Consider the following 26,937-nt stretch of genomic DNA (forward strand, 5'->3'; position numbering starts at 1 on the left):
CTTCTCATATACTCGCTTTACCTATGCGCCAGATTGGCACCGCCGTAAAGGATACACATCACCATCAGCGATGGCGGAAACCGACAGACAGTCAAACGTTAGTCAGTGACCGGCGAAATCGAACAATAGACCGCCAACCGAATCGGTCACTCCGTTGTTGATTGCAGCAACGATCATAGCAATCAGAAATGCCGCGAAGCTTGCGGTCGCCAGCCCGTCGACGCGATCCATCACGCCGCCGTGGCCGGGAATCAGATGACTGGAATCCTTGGCCCCGCAACGGCGCTTGACGAAGGATTCGAACAGGTCTCCCATTTGACTACAAATGGACAAGACCAGCGCCAACGCAGGTATCCACCAGCCATAGACCGTGAAATAGGATGCCGTGACCGCGTACCCGCCGATGATGGCCGCCACGGTGCCACCGATGGCACCGGACCAGGTCTTGCCCGGCGATATGCGGGGCGCCAGCTTTGGGCCACCGAGCGTGCGCCCGACGAAATAGGCGAAAATATCCGTGCTCCAGACAATAACGAAGACAAAAAGCATAGCGACAAAGCCGATCGCATCATCATCGCGAATGGCCGCCAACGTCACGATACAGGCTCCGGCATAAAATACGCCACCAGCAAGCCACCAGGACCAGCGACGCAAAAATGTAAGGAAAACCAGCGTCAGAGTGAAACCGGAAAGCAAGGGTAGGCTCAAAGAGGTATCGCCCGCCACGACATTGCCGGCAATGACGGCAACAGAAAGCCAGCCGATGGCAAGGCCACGGATACTGACCTCGCCAAGCCGAGTCATCGTCGACCATTCCCAGAACACGGCAAGGCCGATCAAAGCGGCGAGCCCCCGGAAAGGCAGACCACCGGTCCAGGTTGCGGCGAGCACCACCACGACCATGACGATGGAAGACAAGATACGGAGCCTGAGTTCTCTGGTCATGGCCGGCTACGATCCAGCAACAACGGCGCCGGCAGATGCCAGGCCGCCGAACCGCCGATTGCGGGAGGCATAGAGTTCCAAGGTCGCCAGAAAGCTCTCGCGGCTAAAATCGGGCCAATATTCCGGCACGAAGATCAATTCGGAATAGGCGGCCTGCCAAAGCAGGAAATTCGACAGGCGTTCCTCGCCGCTGGTGCGAATGATCAGATCGGGATCGGGTATTCCCGCCGTATCCAATCTGGCGGAAATCGCCTCTGGTGTAATGGCGCTGGCAGGTAAAAGTCCTGCCTGTACATCGCGTACCAGGGCTGAAACCGCCCTGGTCATCTCATCGCGCGCACCATAATTGAAGGCAATCACCATGGTCATGCCGGTATTGGTGCGGGTGGTCTCCTCTGCCTCGATGAGCAGCTTGAGAATATCGCTCTTCAGCGTACTGCGCTCACCAATGATCCTTACCCGTACGTTGTTGGCACGAAGCTCGGCAAGATCGCGGCGCACGAAGGTCTTGAGCAAACCGAACAGGTCGGTGATCTCGGTTTCCGGCCTGCGCCAGTTTTCCGACGAAAACGCAAATAGGGTCAGGTAGCGCACGCCGATTTCGCCTGCCGTACGAACCACTGTCTGCAAGGCTTCCATTCCCTGCCGATGGCCATAAGCGCGCGGCATGCCGCGCTGATTGGCCCAGCGTCCGTTGCCATCCATTATGATGGCAACGTGCTCGGGAACGGCGGAACTATCCAAAGTCGTCATATCAGGTCCTGCATTGGCGTCGCAGAGAAGGCGAAATGTGCAGATTAGACCTGCATGATTTCCTTTTCCTTTTCAGCAAGCAAGCGATCGATATCGGAAATCGTGTCATCCGTCATCTTTTGCAGCTTTTCCGAAAGGCTTCGCGCATCGTCCTTGCCGATTTCGCCATCCTTTTCCGCCTTCTTCAGGCTGTCCATGCCGTCGCGGCGAACATGGCGGATCGCGACTTTCGAGTTTTCGGCATAACCATGCGCCACTTTGACCAGCGACTTGCGGCGCTCTTCATTCAGTTCCGGCAAAGGAATGCGCAGGTTCTGCCCGTCGACAATCGGATTGAGGCCAAGATTGGATTCCCGAATTGCCCTGTCGACTGCACCGACCATGCTCTTGTCCCAAATAGACACGCCCAGCATGCGCGGTTCCGGCACGGTGATATTGGCCACGGTGTTCAGCGCTACGCGCGAACCATAGGCTTCAACCATGACCGGGTCGAGAATATTGGCCGAGGCGCGGCCAGTACGCAGCGAGGCGAGGTCGCTCTTGAATGCGTTGATCGCGCCATCCATGCGGCGCTTGATATCGTTGAGATCAATACCTGCTGTCATCTTACAGTCTCCGACAATTCTTCAGTGACGCCTTGAAAACGTGAAACGATCCGTCTGTCAATCGGTCCCGGCTGCCATTCGCCTCCGTCAATCGTCATTAACGACTGTTTTCACACCGCCGCCTTGCAGGATGGCGCTGAAGCCACCTTTTTCGTGGATGGAGAAGACGATGATCGGGATCCGGTTTTCCCGCGCCAGGGCAACGGCGGTCACATCCATCACTGCCAAGCCCTTTTCGAGCACTTCAGCATGGGTAATGTGGTCGAAACGGGTGGCTGTCGGGTCCTTTTTCGGGTCGGCGGAATAGATTCCATCCACTTGGGTGCCCTTGAAAATCGCCTGCGCACCCATTTCGGCAGCCCGCAATGCAGCGGCAGAATCGGTGGTGAAGAATGGATTGCCGGTGCCGCCAGCGAAAATCACCACCCTGCCCTGCGACAGGTGATGAACTGCGACGCGCTGCGAAAAACTCTCACAGATTTCCGGCATAGCAATGGCTGAAAGCACCACGGTATCGATGTCCAGCTTGCGCAGCGAGGTTGCCAGCGCCAGCGCATTGATGACCGTGCCGAGCATGCCCATATGGTCGCCGGTTACCCGGTCGCCGCCCTTGGAGGCAACGGCCACGCCGCGAAAGATGTTGCCGCCGCCGACCACGACGCCGACTTCGACGCCCATGGCGCGCGCCTCTGCGATATCGCCGGCGATCCGGTCGGCAACCGCGACATCAATGCCGAATCCCTGGCTGCCCATCAGGGCTTCACCGGAGGCTTTGAGAAGAACTCGTTGATAAATGGGCTTGGAGGTCATGGTCTCTCCTGGAATTGAACCTGCCGCCTGATGAAACACCCCGGCTTGAAGACCGGCGGACGATGAAACAGAGGCCGCAATGGTGAAAAACGTCACGAAATGTGCCGCAGCGGACAAGAAGCGCGGGCGCCAGCAATGCCGGATACACGAAGGGCACCGCGTTGTCACGCGATGCCCTTCGTTTTCCCATGATTGGAATGTTTTACGGTAAAGAGCGATCAGCCCTTGGCGACAGCCGCCACTTCAGCGGCGAAATCGCTTTCTTCCTTCTCGATGCCTTCACCCAGCAGCAGGCGGGCGATGCCGGTGATTTCGATCGGCGCGCCGACGTCCTTTTCGGCTTCCTTGAGGGCAGCAGCAACGGTCAGGTCGGGGTTGATGACGAAAGCCTGCGACAGCAGGGCAACGTCTTCGAAGAACTTGCGCATCCGGCCTTCAACCATCTTTTCGATGATGTTGTCCGGCTTGCCCGATTCGCGCGACTGCTCGATGAACACATTGCGCTCGCGTTCGGCAACAGCGGCATCTACTTCTTCAGCGCGCACGGCCAGCGGATTGGTGGCGGCAACATGCATGGCGATCTGACGGCCGATGGTGTTGAGAGCGTCCTTGTTGCCGGTCGACTTCAGGGCAACCAGCACGCCGAGTTTGCCGAGGCCGTCCGATACAGCGTTGTGAACGTAGGTGGCGACCACGCCGTCCTCAACCTTCAACTGGGTTGCACGGCGAAGCGCCATGTTCTCACCGATCGTCGCAATCGCATCCTTGATCGAATCAGCAACCGTCTTGCCGGTGGCTGCATAGTTTGCAGCATTGATTGCGTCGACAGTGCCGTCGGTGGAAAGTGCTACGGCAGAAATGCCGCGAACCATGTCCTGGAAGGCGTCGTTGCGGGCAACGAAGTCGGTTTCGGAATTCACTTCGACGACAACGGCGGTGGTGCCGGCGCTGGCAATACCGATCAGGCCTTCGGCTGCGGTACGGCCGGACTTCTTGTCGGCCTTGGCAATGCCCTTGGCGCGCAGCCAGTCGATGGATGCTTCCATGTCGCCGCCGTTTTCAGCCAGCGCCTTTTTGCAATCCATCATGCCTGCGCCGGTCTTTTCGCGCAGTTCCTTCACCATTGCAGCAGTGATCTCGGTCATTGTTTGCCTCTTTGTCTGTTCAGGGGCGGGCCAAAGGACAGATGCCTGAAACCGGCGCCCGGATTGGGCACGACTTGTACCCGGAAATGTTACAGCGTGATGAAATTGGGTCATCACGCAAACGGGGAAACCGCAAGGCGGCTCCCGCAAAAGGGAAGCCATCCAAAAGAGCGGGCCGCCGCACAGCCTGACGCTGACGGGCGGCCCATCAATCTTTTGTCGAAGGCGGGGCAAGCCCGCCTTCCTGCATCCGATGGCATCAAGCCTCGGCAGAGCCTTCCAGAGCCGGCTCGATAGGAGCTTCGACCATGGCGCCGATATCACGGCCAGACGAACCCTGCTGACGAGCGATACCATCGATGGCAGCGCGCGAGATCAGGTCGCAGTAGAGAGCGATGGCGCGCGAAGCGTCGTCATTGCCCGGGATCGGGTAATCGATCAGGTCCGGATCGCAGTTCGAGTCGATGATGGCAACGACCGGAATGCCCAGGCGCTTGGCTTCATCGATAGCGATCTTTTCCTTGTTGGTGTCAACGATCACCATCAGGTCAGGGGTGCCGCCCATGTCGCGGATACCGCCGAGAGCCTTGTCAAGCTTTTCGCGTTCGCGCTCAAGGTTCAGACGTTCCTTCTTCGTGAAGCCCTGGGCTTCCGAATTCAGGATTTCGTCGAGCTTGCGCAGGCGCTGGATCGAGTTTGAAATGGTCTTCCAGTTGGTCATCATGCCGCCGAGCCAGCGGGAATTGACGTAATACTGGGCCGAACGCTTGGCAGCATCGGCGATCAGGTCAGAGGCCTGACGCTTGGTGCCGACGAACAGAACGCGACCGCCACGGGCAACCGTGTCAGAGACGACCTGCAGGGCGCGCGACAGCATCGGTACGGTCTGAGCCAAGTCGATGATGTGAATGTTGTTACGATCGCCGAAGATATACGGCTTCATCTTCGGGTTCCAGCGATGTGTCTGGTGGCCGAAGTGAACGCCAGCTTCCAGAAGCTGACGCATGCTAAAATCAGGCAATGCCATGCCTTTTCTCCTTTTCCGGTTGAACCCCCGTGAAGCAAACAGCGTCTTTTTCAAAACGCCACCGGGCGGAACGGACCGGATGTCTCCCGGCCTATCCCAAGCTTCACGTGTGGAATGCCGGTCGCCATAGAACGATTTGATGGCCAAGGCAAGTGTAGGGCCAAGAAAAAGCCTGCAATTGCTACTTTTGCGCCTTGCAGGCTGTCGGTGGCAGCAATTCCAACTTGGAAAGCTTGCCTGTCAGGACAACATCACCGTAATCCAGCGTCAGATCCCGCGTCACCCCATTGTCATAGAGATCGAAGGACTGGGTATAGACTGGCAATTGATCGCCATTCGACTTGTCGTCGTAATAGGCGATAGCGACCGGCCAATAGGTACGGCCCGACAGGGGGTCCTTGGTATCGCTCGTCAGCTTTTTCGATGTGCCCAGCACCGTTGTGGTCAAATAGCTCTTGTCGCCGTCTTCCGTGCCATCAAACACACGAGCCTCGAAGAAGCGATTGCCCTTCCTGGCCCTGTCGATCATATCGAGCATATGTTGCGCCGGGAATCGCGCCGAGGCCATTTCCAGCTCCTTCTTCTGCGGCTCTTTCAACTCGATACGCAGACCATCGGTTTTTGCCGCAGCGGCCCCTTTGACATCCTTGTCCAGCTTATCGTCGGTGAAACTTTTCGATTCGAAATCGAACCGTCTGGCTGCCATGTCCTCGAAAGTCCGAACCTGCTGGTCGGTGACGCTGACCTGATCGCCGGTCTCGATTTTGGTGACGAATCGGAAGCTGGTGGAATAACCGTCACAGGCCGAACCGTTGAACTCATAGACCATCCGGCCGCTCATATTGTCGACGCCGGACTGGTCTGTCGCCTTTTTCAGCTGGATATCATAGGTGGCGCGATGTGGCGCAAGATCGCCTACAGCCTGCGGATCGACCTTCACGGATGTCACCGCGGTGTTTGCCGTCAATGCCATAACAAGGGCCAAGGTCAACTGCGGCATCGATATTCTCCTGTTGCGGTCTGGCTTGATGCTATAAGAACTGAGTTGTCAAAAGCGAGGCGCTTACGCAACTTGCCTGAGTTTATCACCACGTTTCCGTTTTCATGCTAGCTGGGATTTGATCATGTCCGACACTATCGACAGCCGCCTTGCCGCCCTTGGCATTACCCTGCCCCAGGCCGCAGCACCTGCTGCCAATTATGTACCCTATGTCATCAGCGGCAACCTGCTTTATCTCTCCGGCCAATTGCCAATGGAAGCCGGCAAAATTGCCGTGACCGGCCTGGTCGGCAGCGATGTGGACCTGGCTTCGGCCCAGCGCGCCGCAGAACTGTGCGCCATCAATATTCTGGCCCAGGCAAAATCGGCGCTGGACGGCGACCTTTCCCGCATTGTCCGAGTCATCAAGCTCAACGGCTTCGTGGCCTCAGGCCCCGGCTTTACCGATCAGCATCTGGTGATCAACGGCGCTTCCAACCTGATCGCCTCGGTGCTGGGTGAGGCTGGCAAACATGCGCGCGCCGCCGTAGGCATGGCCGCCCTGCCGATGAACGCCGCTGTCGAGATCGATGCCATCCTGGAGATCCGCCTGTGACGGATGCCAGCTGGATCAAAGAAACGCCGGTTGCCCATCGCGGCTTTCACGACCAGAACAAGCTGGTCTGGGAAAACACCCTGTCGGCCGCCGCCCGCGCCATAGAGGCCGGCTTCGCCATCGAATGCGACCTGCAATACACCACGGACAGCGTACCGGTGGTGTTTCACGACGACGACATGCAGCGTCTGTGCAACATGACCGGCGACGTGCGCGCCCGTACCTCGGCAGAACTGAAAATGATGTCGGTCGGCGGTACAGCCGACAAGGTGCCGACGTTGCGGCAATTGCTCGATCTGGTCAAGGGCCAGGTGCCACTGGTCATCGAGCTGAAAGGCCGGCTCGGCGACGACGAGGGCTTTGTCGAAGATGTGCTGGAGGTTCTCACCAGCTACCAGGGCAAAGTCGCGCTGATGAGCTTCGACCATCATCTTTTGAAAGAGTTGAAGGCCAATGATTGCCCCTACCCGGTCGGACTGACCGCCGAGGGCGCCAAGCCGGAAAACTTCTTTGTCCATGACGAGGCCATGCATCTGGGTCTGGATTTCATCTCCTATTGCGTCGCCCATCTGCCCAACAGCTTCATCGAAGCACAGCGGCAGAAAAACATTCCAGTGATCACCTGGACGGTGCGGGATGAAATCATGCGCGCTCACACCTATACTTATGCAGATCAGATGACGTTTGAAGGCTTTGACCCACGCGAGACCGTGGCATCATAACCTTGTAATGGAGTGGCATGACACAAGAGGTCATCATTCGGGTTGAGCAGTCCTTCAAGGCCATCAACCAAAGCGCATGGAACAGGCTTTCCGGTGCCGCCAAGGCATCGGGAGGCGAAGCCTATAATCCTTTCAACAGTTGGGCCTATCTTTCGGCTTTGGAAGAATCGGGCTCTGCCACCGCCAAAACCGGCTGGCTTGGTCATCATCTGCTGATGGAGGATGGCGACGGGCTATTGCTTGGTGCCATGCCCTGCTATCTCAAGAGCCATAGCCGGGGTGAATATGTGTTCGACCAGGGCTGGGCCGATGCATTCGAGCGGGCGGGCGGGCAATATTATCCGAAATTGCAAGCCTCAATTCCGTTTACGCCAGCGACCGGCCCGAGGCTAATGGTTGCAGATGGCGTCGAGCCGGAAAGCGCCCGAGCATCGCTGGCCGCCAGTTTTGCGGAAATATCCCGCAAGCTCGGCGTCTCCTCGGCCCATGCGACCTTCCTGCCGGAAAACGAGCTCGAGCATTTCGAGGATGCGGATTTCCTGCACCGGCTGGATCAGCAATTCCACTTCATCAACCAGGGCTACGCCAATCACGACGCCTTTCTGGAAACGTTGGCGTCGCGCAAACGCAAGGCCCTGAAGAAAGAGCGGCGGGCGGCGCTGGAAAACGGCATTACCATCGATTGGCTGACCGGCAGCGACCTGACCGAAGCAATCTGGGATCAGTTTTTCACCTTCTACATGGATACCGGCAGCCGAAAATGGGGCAAGCCCTACCTGACCCGGCAATTCTACTCGCTGATCGGCGAGCGCATGGCTGAGGACATTCTGCTGGTGATGGCCAAACGTGATGGCCACTATGTGGCGGGCGCCATCAACTTTATCGGCGAGGATACGCTGTTCGGTCGTCATTGGGGCTGTAGCGAAGATCACCCCTTCCTGCATTTCGAGGTCTGCTACCATCAGGCCATCGACTTTGCCCTGGCCAAGGGGCTGAAAAAGGTCGAAGCGGGCGCGCAGGGCGAGCATAAGCTGGCGCGCGGCTACCAGCCGGTTACCACCCATTCCGCCCATTACATCGCCCATCCGGGCCTGCGCCGGGCCATCGCCGACTATTTGGAACGCGAACGCGAAGAGGTGGAGCACATCGGTGCCTATCTCGGCGAACATACGCCGTTTCGCAAGGGCGAGCGCCAGCCGCGCGACGGCGAGGAAATTGATGGCTGACCTTGCTTGAGAGGTGAGAAGCAGAATAGACAGGACCCGGTAACGGAGACAGATGATGACCATTTCGGCCTATGATCCAGACAATATTTTCGCCAAGATTCTCAAGGGCGACATCCCCTCAATCAAGTTCTATGAGGATGACGACGCGCTGGGCTTCATGGATGTAATGCCGCAAGCGCCGGGCCATTGCCTGGTGATTCCAAAGCAGGGATCGCGCAATCTGCTTGACGCCGATCCGGCTGTGCTGGCGAAACTCATTGCAGTCGTGCAGAAACTGGCCGTTGCCGTCAAACAGGCCTTCGATGCCGACGGTGTCTATGTGGCACAATTCAACGAGCCTGCCGCAGGCCAGACCGTGTTTCACCTGCATTTCCACGTCATTCCCCGCCATGACGGTCAGCCGTTGAAGCCGCATGTGGGTGGCATGGAAAATATCGACGTGCTGAAGGCCAATGCCGCGAAGATTATCGCAGCATTATAAGACAAACAAACCTGCCGCCAAAACACCGAGCGACACCAGAACGCCAACGATGATCCGCTGACCGGCGAGCAGGAAGGCTACAAAACCGACGCCTGTGGCCGTGAGCCGCAGCCAGAGCGGCGAATGTTCGAGTGTGCCGGTCGGAAAGACGATCAGCTTAGCCGTCACGGCCATGACCAAGGCCGTGGCAACCGCCCTCACCCAATAGAGCGGCTCGGAACCTTCCTGAAGGCGGTTTCCGGCCAGCACGCCCAGCCAGCGCCAGAGATCGGTCGCCAGCCAGCCCGCGACGATGATAACCAGATAGGGCCAGAACTCCGCCATCATAGCTCCTCCGACAGGGTTTCAACTGGCTGAATATCCGAGGGTTCATGGCTTCGGCGGCGGATTTGCCGGTCGATCAGATAGGCAATGCTGCCCCCACCCAGGCCTGCGATCAGGATGTCGAAACCTGGGGCTGCCAATGCCAGCAGCGGGCCGGAGACGATGCCGATCACGAAGGCGATCTTCACCACCCGCTGCTTGCCGGTCGCCCAGATCGAGGCGACGAAATAGACCGGCGTGAGAAAAAACAGCAGACCGGCGACAAGCGGCGGCAGGCTGGAGACAAGGCCATAGCACGCACCGACCAGAATGGTGTTGACCGCGACCAAAGTCAGGCCGAAGCCTGCGAAAAACGCCACCCGCCCTTCCCGTGGCACGGTCTTCAGATTGCCCATCGCATAGACCCAGGCGGTAATGGCGACGAAATGCGAAAGGAACAGCAGGAGCCAGGTCGGGGTGCGTTGGCTGCGCATTTCCGGCACCAGCGAGGCAACCATCGGCATCATCCGGATCGAGGAGAGCGACACGGCCAGAAAACAGGCCAGCAGATTGGCGCCGCTCGACATCATGCCGATCAGTATCATCTTGGCCGGCAAGGCCCAGATGATCACCGTCATGAACATCGCTTCATTGCGGCTGACGCCGCTTTGCAACGCGAAGGCGCTGAAACCGACAAACGAGACCATGAGGATAATCGCCGGCAGGCTGAAAAGGCCGCGCATGCCCGTGAAGAACCAGCGCAACTGGCTACGGTCGGCAAGAAGGAGAGATGACATAAGATTTCCAGCAAAAGTCGAAGCGTTACAGCGCATTGCGTTGAAAAATCAGCGCTTCCGCTCATGACAATGCCGGGCAAACTGCCCGGCATTGATGCTGTCAAAAATTTGACCGTTCTTCCAAAAGAATTACTTCTTTTTCGGCACCTTTGGCACCGTGGTTTTCTTGGCAACCGGCTTAGCCTCTTTCAAGGCTTCAACTTCCGGCTCAGCCTTGGCGACTTTTTTAGCCTTGGAACGCGGCTTGGCGATGACCTCGCCATCATCGGGCACCACGGCGGCAATTTCAGCTTCCTTCTTCGGCTTGACCGGCGCTGCATCGGCAACGCAGTCCAGCGTCAATTGCTCGTCGCCATCCTTGGTGACAGTGCCGACCTTGACGATCCCGCCCTTCTTGAGCTTGCCAAACAGGATCTCATTGGCCAAGGGCTTTTTGATATGTTCCTGAATGACGCGGCCAAGCGGCCGAGCACCCATTTTCTCGTCATAGCCACGCGTCGCCAACCAGGCAACAGCCGGTTCCGACAGGTCGAACGTGATGCCACGTTCCGAAAGCTGAGCTTCCAGCTGCATGACAAACTTCTGCACGACCTTGTGGATGACCTCGCTTGGCAGCGGGGCGAACGGAATGATCGCATCCAGACGATTGCGGAATTCCGGTGTGAACAGACGATTGATCGCCTCTTCATCCTCACCGCTGCGCTTGGAAGAGCCAAAGCCGATCGCCGACTTGGCCATTTCCGATGCGCCCGCATTGGTGGTCATGATCAGGATCACATTGCGGAAGTCGATCTTCTTGCCATTATGGTCGGTCAGCGAGCCGTGGTCCATGACCTGCAACAGGATGTTGTAGATGTCAGGATGGGCCTTTTCGATTTCGTCCAGCAGCACGACGCAATGCGGATGCTGATCGACACCATCAGTCAGCAAGCCACCCTGATCGAAGCCGACATAGCCGGGAGGCGCACCCAGCAGACGCGACACCGTATGACGCTCCATATATTCAGACATATCGAAGCGCAGCATTTCGACGCCGAGCGACGCAGCCAATTGCTTGGCAACCTCAGTCTTGCCGACGCCTGTTGGGCCGGAGAAGACGTAGGAGCCAATCGGCTTGTTGGGTTCACGCAGCCCTGCCCGTGCCAGCTTGATCGCCGTAGACAAGGCGTCGATGGCATCGTCCTGACCGTAAACGACAGAGCGCAGTTCCTTGTCGAGATTGGCCAGAACCAATTCATCGTCCTTGGATACGGTCTTGGCCGGAATGCGCGCCATTGTGGCGATGGTGACTTCGATTTCCTTCTCGGTGATCAGCTTGCGGCGCCGCGAGGCAGGCAGCAGCATTTGCGCGGCCCCCGTCTCGTCGATCACGTCGATCGCCTTGTCTGGCAGCTTGCGGTCGCTGATATAGCGGGCCGAAAGCTCGACAGCCGTCTTGATCGCCTCGTTGGTATAACGCAGCTTGTGATATTCCTCGAAATAGGGCTTCAGGCCCTTCATGATCTCGATGGCATCATCGATGGAAGGCTCGTTGACATCAATCTTCTGGAACCGGCGCACCAGCGCCCGGTCCTTCTCGAAGAACTGCCGATATTCCTTATAGGTGGTCGAACCGATGCAGCGGATGGCGCCAGACGACAAAGCAGGCTTCAACAGGTTGGAGGCGTCCATCGCCCCGCCGGAGGTGGCCCCTGCGCCAATCACCGTATGAATTTCATCGATGAACAGCACGGCGCCCGGATAGTCTTCCAGCTCCTTGACCACTTGCTTCAGGCGTTCTTCGAAATCACCGCGATAGCGCGTACCGGCCAGAAGCGTGCCCATATCGAGCGAAAAGATCGTCGCATCGGCCAGCGCCTCAGGCACTTTCCCTTCGACGATCCGCTTGGCCAGGCCCTCGGCAATCGCCGTCTTGCCCACACCGGGATCGCCGACGTAAAGCGGATTGTTTTTTGAGCGGCGGCACAGGACCTGAATTGTACGGTTGACCTCGTCGTGACGGCCGATCAGCGGATCGATGCGTCCCGTCTTGGCCTTTTCGTTGAGGTTGACGCAATAGGCCTTGAGGGCTTCCGGCTGCTTCTTGGCCGGACCTTCCTCCTGCTCACGCGGCGGCTTCTGGCTGGCTTCGCTCTCTTCCTCGACACCGCGGGGCGGACGAGGCTGGGATGTGCCGGGACGCTTGCCGATACCATGAGAAATATAGTTGACCGCGTCATAGCGGGTCATTTCCTGTTCTTGCAGGAAGTAAGCCGCATGGCTTTCACGCTCGGCAAAGATCGCCACAAGCACATTGGCACCCGTCACTTCTTCCCGACCGGAAGACTGGACATGGATGACAGCCCGCTGGATGACCCGCTGGAAGCCGGAGGTGGGTTTGGAATCCTCATCATAGCCGGTCACCAGATTGGCCAACTCATTATCGACGTAATCGCTCACCGTCTTGCGCAGCGTATCGAGGTTCACATTGCAGGCGCCCATCACGGCGGCGGCATCGGCATCATCGATCAGTGCCATCAGCAAATGTTCAAGCGTCGCGTATTCGTGGTGGCGCTCATTGGCAAAAGTCAGTGCCTGATGCAGCGCCTTTTCCAGGCTCGGAGAAAATGTTGGCACGGTCAGATCCTCATTTCTTTTCCATGACGCATTGCAGCGGATGCTCGTGCTGCCGCGCGAAGTCCATAACTTGGCTTACCTTGGTTTCGGCGACCTCATAGGTGAAGACGCCGCATTCCCCTACCCCGTGGTTGTGTACGTGCAGCATGACGAGGGTTGCCGCTTCCCTGTCCTTTTGGAAGAAACGCTCCAGAATATGGATGACGAACTCCATCGGCGTATAGTCATCATTTAGCAGCAGAACGCGATATAAATTGGGCTTCTTGGTTTTCGGCTTCGTGCGCGTGATAACCGACGTGCCCCTGTTTGGTCCGTCGTTGTTACCTTGCGCTTGCATGACGATCGGTTGCGCGATCATTTCCATCCATTCTCCCGAGTTCCGGCCGCTTCATCGCAAAAGGCGAATCCCGCCAGACCTCACAGATTCATTAAGGTAGTCCATTTCTCATCGATTTTAAGCCCATAGATACGCACTGCAAAGAGAATTGCGTGTCCGGCCTTAAAAAGGCACCCCGGACAAGTCCCGATGCCAACGCAACAGACCTAAAGATAAGTGCCTTACCCGCGTTTTCCAGACCAGCAATCGCAGCACGTTCAATTCCAGCTGAGATTACCACCAGATAATCATATTGTCTCCCCAGCAATGCTCCAGGCTGACCATAAGAAAGAGCATGGACATGAGCTGCCAAACCTGGGCTGCACGGGAAGTAACAACGAAAAACGGCCATCCCACAGGACGGCCGTTTGCAGCGACATCAATAAAAAATGATCAGGCAGCCGCAGCGGCGGACGCGGCTTTCGAAGCCTTGGCAATAGGAGCCTCGTAAGGCTTGTACGCCGTCTTGGCCAGATCAGCATACATTTCAGTGATCTTGGTCGCTTCCGAGACGAAAGCTTCGTAGGAGCTCTTGGCGTATTTCGTCTGCAGTTCGAAAACGGTTTCGATGCTGCGGGCAGCGGTCAGCTGCTCCATGAAACCGGCCAGATCCTGGAAGGACTTTTTCGAGTAATCCTGGGCTTCAGCAGCGATCGACTGCATGCCCTTGGCAACCTCGGAATAATTCTTCACCATCGAATCGACGGCTTCTTTGCTCTTTTTGTTCACGTCTTCGAAATTCAACATAACAGCACTCCTTTTTCCTCTGCTGTCCCAAACCATAGGACAGATTGCTAAATTTGGTCAAGTCAATTTGTGCAGTGCGGCATCGCCAAAAGGTTGCATTTTGTCAAGAACGAAAAAAGGCGACCCCTTACAAGGCCGCCCTTCATTATCAAATATCGATAAATGCATTCCTTATGAATGCAACCTGTGATCAAAGATCGACATCCAGAATGGCCATCGAGAAATTGTAGGACAGATCGCCATCCTCGTCATCCTTGAAGACAACGCCGAGAAACTCATCGCCAACATAAACTTCTGCCGAGTCATCCTTGCGCGGGCGCGCCTTTACAGCCATCGTCGGGTTGAAAGTCCGCTTGAAATAAGCGTCAAGCTTCTTGATTTCGTCTGCTTTCACAAAAATCTCCATGGATTGTCTGCGCAGCACGAACCTTCGATCCGGCCATGATGCCGCAGCGCTCTCAAAATTCCAGCATGGCGGTGACTGACAAACCGCACGAACCATGCTTCGGCGGCCTGCTTGTCGCATGGGCCAAACAGCTGTGTAAAGCCGCGAATATCGATCCGCCCCTGCTTTTAAGGGATAATTGCTGGAAGCGGAATCGGTTCACTAAAAAATCATCAGGCGGATCCATCCGTGACCGCCAACCAAAGCAGTCCCGGATGTCATCTGCTTCAGGCGCCAGAATCTACAAATCCATCGACGGCCCCGCTCATGTGGGCACCCCACAGTCCTTCAGCCGTCCTCGGACACCAACTGGTTCATCGACCGGGCCGGTTCCGCACAGCCGGCTTCGCCGACCACCCGGGCCGGTACGCCTGCCACAGTCTTGCCAGCCGGTACTGGCTTCAGCACCACAGAACCAGCTGCTACGCGCGAACAGCAGCCGATCTCGATATTGCCGAGCACCTTGGCACCCGCCCCGATGAGCACTCCGTCACCGATCTTTGGATGGCGATCTCCGGTTTCCTTGCCCGTGCCTCCCAATGTAACCCCCTGAAGGATCGAGACATTATTACCGATCACGGCAGTGGAACCAACCACAAGCCCGGTGGCATGATCCAGGAATATTCCCCTGCCCATCGGTGCAGCCGGATTGATATCCGTCTGAAAGACACTGGAGGACCGGCTTTGCAAATAGAGCGCAAAATCGCGCCTGCCCTTGTTCCAAAGCCAGTTTGCCAGCCGATGGGTCTGGATCGCGTGAAACCCTTTGAAATACAGCACGGGCTCGATAAAGCGCAGACATGCAGGGTCACGGTCATAATAGGCCTGAATATCGACGCGCAGCACCGCACCCCATTCCGGCCAATCGCTCAGCATTTCCTCGAAGGTCTGACGCAAGAGACTGGATTGCAGGTCGGCATGGTCGAGCCGTTCACAAATCCGGTAGATGACGCTGTCTTCCAGTGAACGGTGGTTCAGCACGGTTGAATAGAGGAAGGCCGCCAGAAGCGGATCATGCTCGGCGGCGCTGCGCGCCTCCTGGCGCATGCTGTCCCAGATCGGGTCCATAGGCTTGATCATCTCGCGCACCGCAAGATCGTGCATGACAGCCATTGCAATCTCCTCATTGACGTTCATCTTCCATTATATAGATGATCTATCGATCAGACCAGATGGGGGCATGAGATGAAAAAAGCGCGGACCTTTGCGGATAACGGCATAAGGGTGGCCGGACAAAATGGCATTGGCGCGCTGATTATCGATAATCCAACCCGCAAGAATGCGATTACCCAGGCCATGTGGCGCGCCATTCCCCCGGCACTGGACTGGCTGATTGCCGAGGCCGGGGTTCATTGCATCGTCATGACAGGCGGTGGCCAAACCGATTTCAGCGCCGGTGCCGACATTTCCGAATTCGACGCCGTGCGCAATGACAGCCGTCAGGCGCGGATCTACGAGGCTGACAATAGTGCCGCTTTCGCAGCCATCCGTGAGGCGCGGGTGCCGGTCATCGCTTCGCTTCGCGGGGTTTGCTATGGTGGGGCCTTCGGGCTTGCCGCCGCCGCCGATATCAGGATCGCCGACGACACCGCAATCTTCGCCATACCCGCCGCCCGGCTTGGCCTGGCCTATCCGGCAGATGCCGTTGCCGACCTCAGCCGGACGCTGGGCAGCCAGATCGCCCGGCGTGCGCTTTTTACCGGCCAGGCATTTCCTGCCGACTCCCTGTTGAGCTGCGGCTTTCTGGGCGAGCTCGTCGCCCCTCAAGCTCTTGACGGTGCTGCCTTTTCGCTGGCAGAAACCATTGCCGCCAATGCTCCACTGTCTATCCACGCTGCCAAGCTGGCGCTGCGGGCAACGGAAAGCCAGGACGACAGCCTGCTGAGTGAGGCCGCTGTTCTTGGCTCCACCACGTTTGAAAGCGCCGACTACCGCGAAGGCCGCGCGGCCTTTCGCGAAAAACGCCAACCGATCTTTACCGGAGAATAGAAACGTCTACCGGCCATCCAGCTCTGCGTAAAATTCCAGAACGGCCTGTTTAAACACCCTATCGCCAACCGCCAGCATATGGTCGCGCTTGGGAATATCGAGTGCGCGGGCATTGGGCATCAGCGCCGCCAGTTCGTGTGGCGATCCGGCGATATCATCCACCGTGCCGACGCCGATCAGAACAGGCATGGTGATTGTAGCAAGCTCGGCTGCGGACACCAGATCGCGCGACGTTGAAATACAGGCGGCAAGCGCCAGCCGGTCGCTGCGGGTCTGTTCGGCAAAGGCGCGAAACATCCGGCCACGCTCATGGGTCACATCATCAAGCGAAGGAGCCAGCAGCGCATCGGCAATCGGGTCCCAATCGCCGACCCCAGTGGATATGCCGATACCAAGCCCGCCAAACACCAGTGAGCGGACCCGCTGCGGAAAATCCAGCGCCATGAAAGCCGAGATCCGGGCGCCCATGGAATATCCCATGACATGCGCTTCAGACACACCAAGATGATCGAGCAGGGCTGCGGCATCCGCTGCCATGTTTTCAGGGTGATAGACTTCCGCTTCATGCGGCTTGTCACTCTGGCCATGGCCGCGATTGTCGAGTGCAATCACCCGGTAGCCGGCATCGCCCAGCGTCTTCAGCCAGCCAGGATGCACCCAATTGACCAGGGCGCTGGAGGCAAACCCATGGATCAGCAGAACCGCCGGGCCAGACGGATCGCCCTCATCGAAATAGGCGATCTCCAGACCGTCATGACGAAAGCGGGAAAAGGCGGGGGCGTTCAAATTCATCACAATCGGTCCAGTTTGAGTGTCGATCAAGGCGGCGTGACCCGGCCCGCCGCCCCACAACATGCCATCCCCAATCTGCCAACAAGGGCAGGAAGACGCCAGACATCCGCAAGGGTTGCGATACGCAGTAGCCCTGCTGCATAAGTCGTAACCCCTGTAGGGTTCAAGAGTTTATCTGCCCATAGCCCTGCAAAGGCACAGCAATTCTGTAAAAACAATCGGCAGCGCCTTGCATTGGCTCTACCCATTTCAAAAAAAGGCGGCTAATGTCCGTCGCAACCCAATCGCGGTGCATGGCGCTAGCAGAGATGCGGATCGCGCGCCATAAACGTTTCATCTTCAGTTGAGTTTCCCGGCCTTGCAGGCCTTGGAAACTGGGCAACAAGGCATTCGGAGCATAGACATGGCCGGTCATTCCATTCCCCACTTCCAGAACGACGGCGGACATCGGCTTGTCGAAATCGGCGTCAAGGAATTCATGTGCACCGGCGCGTCCGTTCCTTTCGATCATCCGCATATCTTCATCGACCTTGGCCATGACACCGAGAAGGTCTGCCCCTACTGCTCAACGCTCTATCGTTATAACAGCAGCCTGAAGGCAACCGAAACCAACCCCGCAGGCTGCGTCTTTCACGTCAAGGCAGCCTGAGCGGCTCTCAGCGACGCGCCAGCGATCGGATTATCATCATGCCCACGAAAACCGTGGCAATTGTCGGCGGCGGCATAGCCGGTCTCGCCGCGTCCTTGTGCTTTGCCCGCGTGGGTATTGCGACCCGGATTTTTGAGAAAAGCCCGCAATTGCTTGAGGTCGGCGCCGGCCTGCAACTGACGCCAAACGTCACCTGGATTCTCGACGAACTCGGTGTTCTCGAAAACCTGCGCGTACGCTGGCATGAGCCGGATGTGGTGGCGCTCGCCTCAGGCATCAGCTTGAAACGCCTTTGTAACGTGCCGGTTGGCGCCCATGCGAAATCCCGTTGGCAGGCACCCTACGGTGTTCTGCATCGCGCTACGCTGCAACAGGCTTTGCTGGATGCCGTGGCGCAAAATCCGCTTTGCTCTCTGACATTGGACCAGAGGGTCGAAAGCCCCGATGCGCAAATCCTGCGAGATCCGCAAACTGGCGAACGTCCCGACCTGCTGATCGCCGCCGATGGCGTCTGGTCCCGGCTGCGCAATTTCGTCGCCGGTGGCCCGGACGTGTCCTTCAGCGGCAGCATTGCCTGGCGCATCACTCTCCCTCAAGCCGAAGCCCCCGCCTTTCTAGACCGCCAGTCAGTCACGGCATTTCTGGGGCCGAATGCCCATATGGTCACCTACCCCTTGCGCGATACCGACAGTATCAACATCGTGGCCATCGGCGCAGGCGTCGATCCCGGCGAAGGATGGGCGGCACAAACGCAGGATGCTCAAGCCCTGCTGCTGGAGCGGGCCTTCAAAGGCTGGAATAGCGATATCTGCACCATGCTGGCGAATGCCAAGAGCAACATGACCTTCTGGCCGCTGTTTCAGGCTGGTAATGGCCGTTGGCACAATGACAGGGATCTGGTGCTGATCGGTGATGCCGCCCATGCCATGCTCCCCTTCTCGGCCCAGGGTGCAGCCATGGCCATCGAAGACGCTTTCGAACTTGCCGACCTCGTCTCCAGCCGGGTCATCCCCCAGGCGCTCGCGGCTTATGAGGCCAGTCGGCAAAAACGGGTCAGCGCCGTGCGCAAACGCGGGGCAATCAACAAATTCGCCTATCACGCCAAGGGGCCGCTGCAAATCGGGCGCGACGTCCTCTTGTCCTTACGGTCTTCCGATCGCTTTGCCCGCGATCTCGACTGGCTCTACGGCTACCGGCCTGCTGTCCAGGCTCGGTGAATTCCCCGGCAAGTCAGTGATTTTCCGATCGTGTTGACCCGGAATCAATTCCGGGTCAGGCGATTAGGCTGTGGCGGCCGCCGCAAAACCGCGCTCCAGATCCGCCTGGAGATCGGCAACATCTTCAAGTCCGATCTGAAGACGAATCAATGGCCCGCCTGCGGGCGGCTTGGCGATGACGCGGTCGCCGACATTGGCCAATACCGCCAGGCTTTCGTAACCACCCCACGACCATCCGAGACCGAAAATCTGCAAGGCATCGAGAAAGGCATACGCCTTCCGCTTGAACTGCGCCGGATCGCTTTCCGCCAGCACAAAGGAAAATATCCCCGACGCGCCTTTAAAATCGCGTTTCCAGATATCATGACCGGGAAAACTGGGCAGGGCCGGATGCAAGACCCGCGCAACATCATCTCTCGTCTCCAGCCATTCGGCCACGGCACGAGCACTGCGATCATGATGGGCAAGCCTGACCGCCATGGTTCTGAGACCACGCAGAACCATATAGCTGTCTTCTGCCGAACCGCAGAGGCCCATGGCGCCATTGGCAGCTATAAGGCGCGGCCAGCAGGCCGCATTGGCCGAAACCGTCCCCATCAGAATATCAGAATGGCCAGCCGGATATTTGGTTGATGCCTGCATGGAAATATCGACACCGAAATCCAGCGGCCGGAAGTAAAGCGGCGTAGCCCAGGTATTGTCCATGCTGACCACAGCGCCATGGCTATGAGCAATGTCAGCCAGAAGGCGAATATCCTGCATTTCGAATGTATTGCTGCCAGGAGCCTCGGCGTGAACCAGCTTTGTATTGGCACGCATCAGCGATGCTATACCTGCACCAATGGCGGGATCGTAATATTCGACCTCGACACCCATCCGCTTCAACATTGTATCGCAAAAATGCCGGGCCGGGTCATAGACCGAGTCGACGATCAGCGCATGATCGCCCGGCGATAGAAAGGCCAGAAAAGGGACAGTAATCGCAGCGAGGCCGGAGGGCAGTATAATCGTTCCAGCTGACCCTTCCAGCACGTCGATCGCATCGCAAAGCGCGTCCGTCGTCGGTGTGCCGCGGGTGCCATAGGTATATTTCTGCGTCCGTGTTTCCATGCTTTCCGCAGTCGGAAACAGCACCGTCGATGCCTTGACGATCGGCGGATTGACAAAACCATGGTAGCTTGAGGGATCATGGCCGATATGGCACAATTTTGTATTGGTGCCAGCGCTCGTCAACCAGTCTTTTTTGTCGGACATCCGCTATAACTGCCTTTTTCACGTGCTGGCCGCCTGCCTGATCGAGCAACTTGCCAAGAGTTATGACTATCGAAAATAGCGGCGCAATCCACCTCGTTATGGGTTTATCGCCGCCGCTTCTCCACTTCTTTTTTTGAACAGGCCAGCCAAGCATGGTCAAGCCTTCCCGCGTCACCGGGACAATGAAATTCAACGGCGCCATTTAGACTAATTTTTCATCATCAACTGCGGCTTTCCTGTGTTGTAGGCCTATTTTATGAGCAAAAAAATTGAATTGCCACTTTTCGACGCAATTTCCACCCATCAACACTTGACCATGAACCCATTTATGAATGTGATGGGCTTGCTAGGGTCACAACCCGGGCACCGGTGCATGGAGAGGGGCAAGAGCCGTGTCAGGCACCGGAGGGAAGACAAACAGAAAAAAGGTTGGGAAACATGAAAAAGACGCTCCTGTCAGTTGCGCTTGGCGCTGCGGCATTTGGTTTTGGCGCATCAGCAGCCTCGGCCGACACGCTGAGCGATGTTAAGGCAAAAGGCTTTGTTCAATGCGGCGTCAGCCAGGGCATTCCGGGATTTTCCGCTCCGAATGACAAGGGCGACTGGTCGGGTCTGGATGTCGATTACTGCCGCGGCATTGCTGCCGCCGTTTTCGGCGACGCCTCCAAGGCCAAGTTTACGCCGCTTTCCAGTAAAGACCGATTCCCCGCATTGCAGTCGGGTGAAGTCGATGTGCTGACGCGTAACACCACCTGGACGATCAGCCGCGACACCTCACTCGGCTTCAACTTCCGCACCGTCAACTATTATGACGGCCAGGGCTTCATGGCGAAAAAGAGCCTCAACGTGAAATCGGCTCTGGAACTGTCCGGCGCTGCCGTCTGCGTTCAGACTGGCACCACGACCGAATTGAACCTTGCCGACTATTTCAAGGCCAACGGCCTGAAATACAACCCGGTCGTGTTCGAAAAGGAAGACGACGCAACTTCGGCTTACGACGCCGGTCGTTGCGACGTCTACACCACCGACCAGTCCGGCCTCTATGCCATCCGCCTGAAGTTGAAGAACCCCGATGACAACATGGTTCTGCCGGAAGTCATTTCCAAGGAGCCGCTCGGACCGGCTGTCCGTCAGGGCGACGACAAGTGGTTCGACGTGGTCAGCTGGGTTCACTATGCCATGGTGAACGCGGAAGAAGCTGGCGTGACCTCCAAGAACATCGACGAAATGAAGGCCAATGGCGGTCCGGACGTCAAGCGCATGCTCGGCGCTGAATCCGGCAGCAAGCTGGGTACCGATCTCGGCCTCAAGGAAGACTGGGCCTATAATGTCATCAAGCTCGTCGGCAATTACGGCGAAGTCTTCGATCGCAATGTCGGCGCCGGTAGCCCACTGAAGATCGCCCGCGGTGGCAACGCTTTGTGGACCAAGGGCGGTCTGCAGTACGGCCCGCCGATCCGCTGATCCGCAACCGGGTCCGACAAGCAACCCAAACCAAGCCTTTCTGGGGAGGCGGTGTCCGCACCGCCTCCCCATTGCAAAAGGGCAAGGACATGCGCACCCAAAACCTAGGGTGAAAAAGGGGGAAAAAGCCTCAATGGCAATACAGGATTCGAGCTCCTCTAAAACCGGATCGGTCAGCGCGGCATCGCTCATCTACGACCCGAAGGTCCGTGGCATATTTTATCAGGTGGTTACCTTAGTAATTTTGGTCGCCTTCATCTGGATGGTCGCCAACAATACCATTCACAATCTCCAAAAAGCCAATATCACCTCCGGCTTCGGCTTCCTGCAAGGCCGCTCCGGTTTCGACATCGGCCAGCAATTGATCAGCTACAGCAGCGATTCGACCTATGGTCGCGCACTTCTCGTCGGCCTGCTCAATACGCTGCAAGTCGCCGTGGCTGGCATCATCACCGCCTCGATCATCGGCTTTGCCGTCGGTCTCGGCCGATTGTCGCACAACTGGTTGATCGCCAAGCTCTGCCAGGTCTATGTCGAAATTTTCCGCAATATTCCGCCGCTGCTGGTCATCTTCTTCTGGTACCGCGGCGTCATTGCCATTCTGCCGCAGGCGCGCGATTCCATCGCGCTGCCTTTCGATATCTATCTGAACAATCGCGGCGTCACCTTTCCAAAGGCGATTTTCGGCGACGAGGCCTGGCTGCTGTTGCCAGCCATCGCGATAGGGATCGTTATTTCCATTCTCGTCAGGAAATGGGCCCGCAAGCGCCAGATGGCGACAGGCCAACAATTTCCAATCCTATGGTCGTCGCTGGCGTTGATCGTCGGCCTTCCAGTCCTGGTGTTTATGGCGATCGGCATGCCGCTGACCTTCGATCTTCCAATTGTCGGTCGATTCAACATGCAGGGCGGTTCGGTCGTCGGACCCGAGTTCACCTCGCTGTTTCTGGCGCTGTCCTTCTACACCGCCGCTTTCATAGCGGAAATCGTTCGTGGTGGCATCAAAGCTGTCTCCAAGGGGCAGACGGAAGCGGCCAGCGCGCTCGGCCTCAAGCATAGCCACACCTCACGGCTCATTGTCGTGCCGCAGGCGATGCGGATTATCATTCCGCCGCTGACCAGCCAGTATCTCAACCTTGCGAAGAACTCCTCCCTGGCTGTCGCCATCGGCTTTGCCGATATCGTCGCTGTCGGGGGTACGATTCTCAATCAGACCGGACAGGCCGTCGAAATCGTTGCCGTCTGGCTGGCCGTCTACCTGACGATCAGCATCAGCACTGCAGTCTTCATGAACTGGTTTAATGCCAAGATGGCGCTGGTCGAGAGGTAATATCATGGCATTACACACCCCTGTATTCGTACGCACGGAGATGGTGTCCGCCTCTCCGGCTCCCGCTGGCCAGATCGGCACGACGGCTTGGGTCCGCAAGAACCTGATTGCGACCCCGAAAGACGTTGTGCTGACCCTGCTGGCATTGGCCTTTCTGGCCTATATCCTGCCCGGCTTGATCAACTGGCTGTTCGTCCACGCTGTCTGGTCGGGAGCAGGCCGCATCGCCTGCCTTACCGTCTCTCAGGGCGGGGCATTGCCGGATGGCAGCGCTGGGGCCTGCTGGGCCTTTGTCGGCGCCAAATTCCAGCAATTCATCTTCGGGCGCTATCCGAGCGAAGAGATCTGGCGTCCGTTGACCGTCATGGTGCTGTTTGCCGTCCTGCTGGCTCCCATGTTGATCCCTAAGGCGCCATTCAAGGGTACAAATGCCGTGCTGCTGTTTCTGGTGCTGCCGGTGGTTTCCTTCTTTTTGCTCGCCGGCGGCTTTGGCCTCCAGCATGTGGAAACGGCACGCTGGGGCGGCTTGATGGTGACCCTGATTCTGTCCTTCTTTGGGATTGCGGTGTCGCTGCCGGTTGGCATCATGTTGGCGCTTGGCCGCCGGTCGACCATGCCGGTCATCAAGATGCTCTGCGTAATCTTCATCGAAGTGGTGCGCGGCGTCCCCTTGATCACCGTATTGTTCATGGCCAGCGTCATGCTGCCGTTATTCCTGCCTGATGGCTGGAGTTTCGACAAATTGCTGCGCGCTTTGGTCGGTGTCTCAATCTTCTCATCGGCTTATATGGCGGAAGTCATTCGCGGCGGCCTGCAGGCCATCCCGAAGGGACAGTTCGAAGGTGCCGATTCTCTTGGCCTGAGCTACTGGCAGAAAATCCGCCTGATCGTTCTGCCGCAGGCGATCAAGCTGGTCATTCCAGGCATCGTCAATACCTTTATCGGGTTGTTCAAGGATACGTCGCTGGTCTCGATCATTGGCATGTTCGACCTCCTGGGCATCGTCATCCTCAACCTGTCGGACTCCAACTGGGCAACGCCTGAGACAGCCGTAACCGGTCTGGTCTTTGCAGGCTTCATCTACTGGCTGTTCTGCTTCAGCATGTCGCGCTACTCGTATTTCATGGAACGGCACCTCGACACGGGCCACAAGCACTAGCATCTGTCGGTTTCAACCTGATCCGGCAGTTGCTTCATTCTTTCGTTCGTTTGTAGGGACAAGATCGACGTCCGGCTTTCCTGACAAACTCCACTTCTAGGAAACTCAATTATGGCTGAAGCTCAAACCTCCATCGAGAAAGCCCCCACCAAGACCGCAATCGAATTGATTGCCATGAACAAATGGTATGGCGAATTTCACGTCCTTCGTGACATCAACCTCAAGGTAGCGACCGGCGAGCGGATCGTCATCGCGGGTCCGTCAGGCTCTGGCAAATCAACGATGATCCGCTGCATCAACCGGTTGGAGGAACACCAGACTGGACAGATTATCGTCGACGACATCGAGTTGACCAACGACCTCAAGAAGATCGATGAAGTCCGTCGAGAAGTCGGCATGGTGTTCCAGCACTTCAATCTGTTCCCGCATCTGACGATCCTTGAAAATTGCACGCTGGCGCCGATTTGGGTCCGCAAGATGCCAAAGAAGGAAGCCGAAGAAGTCGCGATGCACTATCTGAAGCGCGTCAAGATCCCGGAACAGGCCAATAAATATCCAGGCCAGCTCTCCGGTGGCCAGCAGCAGCGCGTCGCCATCGCCCGCGCCCTTTGCATGAAGCCGAAGATCATGCTGTTCGATGAGCCCACCTCGGCCCTTGACCCGGAAATGGTCAAGGAAGTGCTGGACACCATGGTGGGTCTGGCGGAAGAAGGCATGACCATGCTCTGCGTTACCCATGAAATGGGCTTTGCCCGCCAGGTCGCCGACCGGGTTATCTTCATGGACCAGGGCCAGATCGTCGAACAGAACGCGCCCGCCGAGTTCTTCGACAATCCGCAGCACGAGCGCACCAAGCTGTTCCTCAGCCAGATCCTGCACTAGGATCTGGCTAATATCCTGGAGCACAGCGCCGTGCGCCATATATGGTGCACGGCGCTGTCGTGTTTGTCGGGGACAAGTGGAAACCGTTGTTCCCCAAAAAGACATGCGAAAGAGAACGCCATAGAATGTCAGATGAATCCAGATTGACGTGACACGCTATGGAATCGGGGGCCGTACAGGCGGTCCTTGCACGGCTTTGGCCAGTGAAAACAGCAGGAATTCCTGAGCCGGAACTGCCATCAGATCCAACCCAACCGGCAGCCCGTCAGCTTGTCCGACCGGCACGTTGATAGCCGGCCATCCAAGCGCTGAAGCCAATACGCCATTGCGTTCAGGTCTAGACTGTTCACCGATCAGAAGAGCGTTACGATGTTGCGCAGGGTAGGCCAGCGCATCGAGCCGATGCTCCAGCATAATCTGCTCGGTAAGCATTCGTATCGTCTTCGCAGCAGCAATCTTGCGGGCATAATCCAGCTTCGCCTCAACCCTATCCGCTTCCAAGGCTGTTTTAAGCAGCATATGCATGGTCGAATGCGGCCAGCGACCATCTTCAACATAGGCTCTGAAGTTAGCGATCGGGGCATCGGTGTTCAAGCCGCTCAGCCAGCCATCGAATGCGCTTTCAAATTCGTGAGCATGCAGCGCCAGATCATTATATAGCGATAGAGAATTAAACCGTGGTTCCTCAATCTCGACAACAACGACATCCCTGCTGCGAAGTCGCTCAAAAGCAGCATCCAGGCAACGGTTGATGTCGACATGCTCCTCGCCCGCGCCAAACAGCCCCGTCAGCACGCCAATGCGCATGCCCTCGACTTTCGGCCACCGTGAAACCTTAAGACCATCCCTATCGAAGTCGCGGGCCGCCAAACTCACGGCGTCATCCGGATCAAAGCCAATCATCATCCGAAATGCCAGTGCCAGATCTTCGAGCGTCCCCGCGAGCGGCCCCAGCACGTCCATGGTGGGTGATACGGGAATCGTACCGCTTCGGGCGATCAGCCCCCCGCTTGGCCTCAATCCGAAAACGCCGCAAATATGCGCGGGATTGCGGATTGAATTCACCGTTTCCGTACCCAACGCAACCGTGCAAGCCCCGATCGCCACAGCAATGGCCGAACCGCCGGAAGACCCAGCGGGCGTACGGGACGGATCGTAAGGATTGAGTGACTGGCCGCCAAGCGAGCTTAATGTGCTTCCCGCCCCGGCCAGTTCATCCAGATTGGTCTTGCCGATCACCACCGCGCCATGCTGTTTCAACTGGCGCAGCGCAAAGGCATCGCGACGCGGCACATAGTCTTTAAGGGCGACGGCTCCGCCGGTCGTGTTCAGCCCCGCGGTTTCGATATTGTCCTTGACGGCAACAATCATGCCCCGCAGCGGAAGGTACTCACCCTTTTCATGCCGACGGTCAACCGATTTCGCCTCATCCAACACCAATGGATTGAGGCAAAGGAACGCATTAAGATGCTCGAAAACCCGAAGGTTTTCCAGGCAACGTTCCGCATGAGCGACAGACGAGCCCAGCGTTGGCTCTTGATCCTCCACAACCATCAACCGCATGCTCCGCGCTACAGCATCGGACCAAAAAGAGGAAGGCCGACCATC

The 26,937-nt window shown here is 57.5% G+C and carries 29 protein-coding genes; 11 read left to right on the forward strand and 18 right to left on the reverse strand.

Features of this window, described 5'->3' with window-relative positions; genetic code table 11:
* Window positions 1-102 precede the first annotated feature (102 nt).
* The 7 genes from ASB66_RS14105 to ASB66_RS14135 form a co-directional block, all read right to left on the reverse strand.
* Window positions 103-945 carry a phosphatidate cytidylyltransferase gene (locus ASB66_RS14105; RefSeq protein WP_060717040.1) on the reverse strand — a complete coding sequence of 281 codons (843 nt, stop codon included), beginning with the start codon at window positions 943-945 and terminating at the stop codon, window positions 103-105.
* 6 nt (window positions 946-951) lie between these two features.
* A complete protein-coding gene (locus ASB66_RS14110; protein ID WP_060717041.1) occupies window positions 952-1,698 on the reverse strand; it encodes an isoprenyl transferase in 747 nt (248 codons plus the stop codon).
* Window positions 1,699-1,742: 44 nt separating this feature from the next.
* Window positions 1,743-2,303, reverse strand: coding sequence for a ribosome recycling factor (frr, locus tag ASB66_RS14115; protein ID WP_015916229.1), 561 nt, complete (start codon window positions 2,301-2,303; stop codon window positions 1,743-1,745).
* A gap of 87 nt (window positions 2,304-2,390) precedes the next feature.
* Complete coding sequence (gene pyrH, locus ASB66_RS14120) at window positions 2,391-3,113, reverse strand: UMP kinase (protein ID WP_015916230.1); 723 nt, start codon at window positions 3,111-3,113, stop codon at window positions 2,391-2,393.
* A gap of 218 nt (window positions 3,114-3,331) precedes the next feature.
* Window positions 3,332-4,258: a translation elongation factor Ts gene (gene tsf / locus ASB66_RS14125; RefSeq protein WP_060717042.1), complete on the reverse strand. Its 927-nt coding sequence runs from the start codon at window positions 4,256-4,258 to the stop codon at window positions 3,332-3,334.
* 259 nt (window positions 4,259-4,517) lie between these two features.
* Complete coding sequence (gene rpsB, locus ASB66_RS14130) at window positions 4,518-5,285, reverse strand: 30S ribosomal protein S2 (RefSeq protein WP_060717043.1); 768 nt, start codon at window positions 5,283-5,285, stop codon at window positions 4,518-4,520.
* A 181-nt stretch (window positions 5,286-5,466) separates the two neighbouring features.
* Window positions 5,467-6,285 (reverse strand): cell envelope integrity EipB family protein, encoded by an 819-nt coding sequence (locus ASB66_RS14135; protein ID WP_060717044.1) that lies wholly within the window; start codon window positions 6,283-6,285, stop codon window positions 5,467-5,469.
* A gap of 124 nt (window positions 6,286-6,409) precedes the next feature.
* Here ASB66_RS14135 and ASB66_RS14140 point away from each other — a divergent pair, with 124 nt between their 5' ends.
* The 4 genes from ASB66_RS14140 to ASB66_RS14155 are packed head-to-tail and all read left to right on the forward strand — an operon-like array spanning window position 6,410 to window position 9,309.
* A complete protein-coding gene (locus tag ASB66_RS14140) occupies window positions 6,410-6,880 on the forward strand; it encodes a RidA family protein (protein WP_060717045.1) in 471 nt (156 codons plus the stop codon).
* Complete coding sequence (locus ASB66_RS14145) at window positions 6,877-7,602, forward strand: glycerophosphodiester phosphodiesterase (protein WP_060717046.1); 726 nt, start codon at window positions 6,877-6,879, stop codon at window positions 7,600-7,602. The genes ASB66_RS14140 and ASB66_RS14145 overlap by 4 nt, the downstream gene beginning before the upstream one ends.
* Window positions 7,603-7,619: 17 nt before the next feature.
* On the forward strand, window positions 7,620-8,828 hold the full coding sequence (locus ASB66_RS14150; protein ID WP_114386617.1) for a GNAT family N-acetyltransferase: 1,209 nt from the start codon (window positions 7,620-7,622) through the stop codon (window positions 8,826-8,828).
* Between the two features lie 55 nt (window positions 8,829-8,883).
* Window positions 8,884-9,309: an HIT family protein gene (locus ASB66_RS14155; protein WP_060717074.1), complete on the forward strand. Its 426-nt coding sequence runs from the start codon at window positions 8,884-8,886 to the stop codon at window positions 9,307-9,309.
* On the opposite strand, the gene ASB66_RS14160 is transcribed toward ASB66_RS14155, so the two are convergent.
* The 7 genes from ASB66_RS14160 to cysE all read right to left on the reverse strand — a co-directional run bounded on the left by ASB66_RS14160 (window position 9,304) and on the right by cysE (window position 15,706).
* Window positions 9,304-9,636 carry an AzlD domain-containing protein gene (locus ASB66_RS14160; protein WP_060717048.1) on the reverse strand — a complete coding sequence of 111 codons (333 nt, stop codon included), beginning with the start codon at window positions 9,634-9,636 and terminating at the stop codon, window positions 9,304-9,306. The genes ASB66_RS14155 and ASB66_RS14160 overlap by 6 nt on opposite strands.
* On the reverse strand, window positions 9,633-10,409 hold the full coding sequence (locus ASB66_RS14165; RefSeq protein WP_060717049.1) for an AzlC family ABC transporter permease: 777 nt from the start codon (window positions 10,407-10,409) through the stop codon (window positions 9,633-9,635). The genes ASB66_RS14160 and ASB66_RS14165 overlap by 4 nt, the downstream gene beginning before the upstream one ends.
* A gap of 129 nt (window positions 10,410-10,538) precedes the next feature.
* A complete protein-coding gene (clpA, locus tag ASB66_RS14170) occupies window positions 10,539-13,025 on the reverse strand; it encodes an ATP-dependent Clp protease ATP-binding subunit ClpA (RefSeq protein WP_060717050.1) in 2,487 nt (828 codons plus the stop codon).
* A gap of 10 nt (window positions 13,026-13,035) precedes the next feature.
* On the reverse strand, window positions 13,036-13,383 hold the full coding sequence (clpS, locus tag ASB66_RS14175; RefSeq protein ID WP_041698048.1) for an ATP-dependent Clp protease adapter ClpS: 348 nt from the start codon (window positions 13,381-13,383) through the stop codon (window positions 13,036-13,038).
* 411 nt (window positions 13,384-13,794) lie between these two features.
* Entirely contained in the window at window positions 13,795-14,148 is a 354-nt protein-coding gene (locus ASB66_RS14180) for a phasin family protein (RefSeq protein WP_060717051.1), read from the reverse strand.
* A 190-nt stretch (window positions 14,149-14,338) separates the two neighbouring features.
* Window positions 14,339-14,542, reverse strand: a complete 204-nt coding sequence (locus ASB66_RS14185) for a DUF3126 family protein (protein WP_060717075.1) — start codon at window positions 14,540-14,542, stop codon at window positions 14,339-14,341.
* A 339-nt stretch (window positions 14,543-14,881) separates the two neighbouring features.
* Window positions 14,882-15,706 (reverse strand): serine O-acetyltransferase, encoded by an 825-nt coding sequence (cysE, locus tag ASB66_RS14190; protein ID WP_060717052.1) that lies wholly within the window; start codon window positions 15,704-15,706, stop codon window positions 14,882-14,884.
* A gap of 72 nt (window positions 15,707-15,778) precedes the next feature.
* Between cysE and ASB66_RS14195 the strand changes: the two genes are divergently transcribed.
* On the forward strand, window positions 15,779-16,582 hold the full coding sequence (locus ASB66_RS14195; protein WP_060717053.1) for an enoyl-CoA hydratase-related protein: 804 nt from the start codon (window positions 15,779-15,781) through the stop codon (window positions 16,580-16,582).
* Window positions 16,583-16,588: 6 nt separating this feature from the next.
* On the opposite strand, the gene ASB66_RS14200 is transcribed toward ASB66_RS14195, so the two are convergent.
* Both ASB66_RS14200 and ASB66_RS14205 read right to left on the reverse strand, forming a co-directional pair.
* Complete coding sequence (locus tag ASB66_RS14200) at window positions 16,589-17,374, reverse strand: alpha/beta fold hydrolase (RefSeq protein ID WP_060717076.1); 786 nt, start codon at window positions 17,372-17,374, stop codon at window positions 16,589-16,591.
* A gap of 163 nt (window positions 17,375-17,537) precedes the next feature.
* Window positions 17,538-17,789 carry a hypothetical protein gene (locus ASB66_RS14205; protein WP_060717054.1) on the reverse strand — a complete coding sequence of 84 codons (252 nt, stop codon included), beginning with the start codon at window positions 17,787-17,789 and terminating at the stop codon, window positions 17,538-17,540.
* Here ASB66_RS14205 and ASB66_RS14210 point away from each other — a divergent pair.
* Window positions 17,778-18,023 carry a zinc-finger domain-containing protein gene (locus tag ASB66_RS14210; RefSeq protein WP_015916247.1) on the forward strand — a complete coding sequence of 82 codons (246 nt, stop codon included), beginning with the start codon at window positions 17,778-17,780 and terminating at the stop codon, window positions 18,021-18,023. The two genes, ASB66_RS14205 and ASB66_RS14210, sit on opposite strands and share 12 nt — an antisense overlap.
* Before the next feature lie 38 nt (window positions 18,024-18,061).
* On the forward strand, window positions 18,062-19,240 hold the full coding sequence (locus tag ASB66_RS14215) for an FAD-dependent monooxygenase (protein ID WP_060717055.1): 1,179 nt from the start codon (window positions 18,062-18,064) through the stop codon (window positions 19,238-19,240).
* 63 nt (window positions 19,241-19,303) lie between these two features.
* On the opposite strand, the gene ASB66_RS14220 is transcribed toward ASB66_RS14215, so the two are convergent.
* Window positions 19,304-20,494: a cystathionine beta-lyase gene (locus ASB66_RS14220; protein ID WP_060717056.1), complete on the reverse strand. Its 1,191-nt coding sequence runs from the start codon at window positions 20,492-20,494 to the stop codon at window positions 19,304-19,306.
* A gap of 438 nt (window positions 20,495-20,932) precedes the next feature.
* On the opposite strand from ASB66_RS14220, the gene ASB66_RS14225 reads away from it, so the two are divergent.
* The 4 genes from ASB66_RS14225 (at window position 20,933) to ASB66_RS14240 (ending at window position 25,329) form a co-directional block, all read left to right on the forward strand.
* Window positions 20,933-21,958 (forward strand): amino acid ABC transporter substrate-binding protein, encoded by a 1,026-nt coding sequence (locus tag ASB66_RS14225; RefSeq protein ID WP_060717057.1) that lies wholly within the window; start codon window positions 20,933-20,935, stop codon window positions 21,956-21,958.
* Window positions 21,959-22,091: 133 nt separating this feature from the next.
* Complete coding sequence (locus ASB66_RS14230) at window positions 22,092-23,288, forward strand: amino acid ABC transporter permease (protein ID WP_060717058.1); 1,197 nt, start codon at window positions 22,092-22,094, stop codon at window positions 23,286-23,288.
* Between the two features lie 4 nt (window positions 23,289-23,292).
* Window positions 23,293-24,447, forward strand: a complete 1,155-nt coding sequence (locus ASB66_RS14235; protein ID WP_060717059.1) for an amino acid ABC transporter permease — start codon at window positions 23,293-23,295, stop codon at window positions 24,445-24,447.
* A 111-nt stretch (window positions 24,448-24,558) separates the two neighbouring features.
* Window positions 24,559-25,329 carry an amino acid ABC transporter ATP-binding protein gene (locus ASB66_RS14240; RefSeq protein WP_015916253.1) on the forward strand — a complete coding sequence of 257 codons (771 nt, stop codon included), beginning with the start codon at window positions 24,559-24,561 and terminating at the stop codon, window positions 25,327-25,329.
* 156 nt (window positions 25,330-25,485) lie between these two features.
* Here ASB66_RS14240 and ASB66_RS14245 read toward each other — a convergent pair whose 3' ends face one another.
* Window positions 25,486-26,883 carry an amidase gene (locus tag ASB66_RS14245; RefSeq protein ID WP_060717060.1) on the reverse strand — a complete coding sequence of 466 codons (1,398 nt, stop codon included), beginning with the start codon at window positions 26,881-26,883 and terminating at the stop codon, window positions 25,486-25,488.
* Window positions 26,884-26,937 lie beyond the last annotated feature (54 nt).

The organism is Gillisella vitis (assembly GCF_001541345.2).
Classification (GTDB): Bacteria; Pseudomonadota; Alphaproteobacteria; order Rhizobiales; family Rhizobiaceae; genus Allorhizobium; species Allorhizobium vitis.

What these genes read in the sequence shown, in the direction of transcription:
- ASB66_RS14105 (WP_060717040.1), bottom strand. Translation starts at nt 945, where the DNA reads ATGACCAGAGAACTCAGGCTCCGTATCTTGTCTTCCATCGTCATGGTC.
- ASB66_RS14110 (WP_060717041.1), bottom strand. Translation starts at nt 1,698, where the DNA reads ATGACGACTTTGGATAGTTCCGCCGTTCCCGAGCACGTTGCCATCATA.
- frr (WP_015916229.1), bottom strand. Translation starts at nt 2,303, where the DNA reads ATGACAGCAGGTATTGATCTCAACGATATCAAGCGCCGCATGGATGGC.
- pyrH (WP_015916230.1), bottom strand. Translation starts at nt 3,113, where the DNA reads ATGACCTCCAAGCCCATTTATCAACGAGTTCTTCTCAAAGCCTCCGGT.
- tsf (WP_060717042.1), bottom strand. Translation starts at nt 4,258, where the DNA reads ATGACCGAGATCACTGCTGCAATGGTGAAGGAACTGCGCGAAAAGACC.
- rpsB (WP_060717043.1), bottom strand. Translation starts at nt 5,285, where the DNA reads ATGGCATTGCCTGATTTTAGCATGCGTCAGCTTCTGGAAGCTGGCGTT.
- ASB66_RS14135 (WP_060717044.1), bottom strand. Translation starts at nt 6,285, where the DNA reads ATGCCGCAGTTGACCTTGGCCCTTGTTATGGCATTGACGGCAAACACC.
- ASB66_RS14140 (WP_060717045.1), top strand. Translation starts at nt 6,410, where the DNA reads ATGTCCGACACTATCGACAGCCGCCTTGCCGCCCTTGGCATTACCCTG.
- ASB66_RS14150 (WP_114386617.1), top strand. Translation starts at nt 7,620, where the DNA reads ATGACACAAGAGGTCATCATTCGGGTTGAGCAGTCCTTCAAGGCCATC.
- ASB66_RS14155 (WP_060717074.1), top strand. Translation starts at nt 8,884, where the DNA reads ATGACCATTTCGGCCTATGATCCAGACAATATTTTCGCCAAGATTCTC.
- ASB66_RS14160 (WP_060717048.1), bottom strand. Translation starts at nt 9,636, where the DNA reads ATGATGGCGGAGTTCTGGCCCTATCTGGTTATCATCGTCGCGGGCTGG.
- ASB66_RS14165 (WP_060717049.1), bottom strand. Translation starts at nt 10,409, where the DNA reads ATGTCATCTCTCCTTCTTGCCGACCGTAGCCAGTTGCGCTGGTTCTTC.
- clpS (WP_041698048.1), bottom strand. Translation starts at nt 13,383, where the DNA reads ATGATCGCGCAACCGATCGTCATGCAAGCGCAAGGTAACAACGACGGA.
- ASB66_RS14180 (WP_060717051.1), bottom strand. Translation starts at nt 14,148, where the DNA reads ATGTTGAATTTCGAAGACGTGAACAAAAAGAGCAAAGAAGCCGTCGAT.
- cysE (WP_060717052.1), bottom strand. Translation starts at nt 15,706, where the DNA reads ATGGCTGTCATGCACGATCTTGCGGTGCGCGAGATGATCAAGCCTATG.
- ASB66_RS14195 (WP_060717053.1), top strand. Translation starts at nt 15,779, where the DNA reads ATGAAAAAAGCGCGGACCTTTGCGGATAACGGCATAAGGGTGGCCGGA.
- ASB66_RS14200 (WP_060717076.1), bottom strand. Translation starts at nt 17,374, where the DNA reads ATGAATTTGAACGCCCCCGCCTTTTCCCGCTTTCGTCATGACGGTCTG.
- ASB66_RS14210 (WP_015916247.1), top strand. Translation starts at nt 17,778, where the DNA reads ATGGCCGGTCATTCCATTCCCCACTTCCAGAACGACGGCGGACATCGG.
- ASB66_RS14205 (WP_060717054.1), bottom strand. Translation starts at nt 17,789, where the DNA reads ATGACCGGCCATGTCTATGCTCCGAATGCCTTGTTGCCCAGTTTCCAA.
- ASB66_RS14215 (WP_060717055.1), top strand. Translation starts at nt 18,062, where the DNA reads ATGCCCACGAAAACCGTGGCAATTGTCGGCGGCGGCATAGCCGGTCTC.
- ASB66_RS14220 (WP_060717056.1), bottom strand. Translation starts at nt 20,494, where the DNA reads ATGTCCGACAAAAAAGACTGGTTGACGAGCGCTGGCACCAATACAAAA.
- ASB66_RS14225 (WP_060717057.1), top strand. Translation starts at nt 20,933, where the DNA reads ATGAAAAAGACGCTCCTGTCAGTTGCGCTTGGCGCTGCGGCATTTGGT.
- ASB66_RS14230 (WP_060717058.1), top strand. Translation starts at nt 22,092, where the DNA reads ATGGCAATACAGGATTCGAGCTCCTCTAAAACCGGATCGGTCAGCGCG.
- ASB66_RS14235 (WP_060717059.1), top strand. Translation starts at nt 23,293, where the DNA reads ATGGCATTACACACCCCTGTATTCGTACGCACGGAGATGGTGTCCGCC.
- ASB66_RS14240 (WP_015916253.1), top strand. Translation starts at nt 24,559, where the DNA reads ATGGCTGAAGCTCAAACCTCCATCGAGAAAGCCCCCACCAAGACCGCA.
- ASB66_RS14245 (WP_060717060.1), bottom strand. Translation starts at nt 26,883, where the DNA reads ATGGTTGTGGAGGATCAAGAGCCAACGCTGGGCTCGTCTGTCGCTCAT.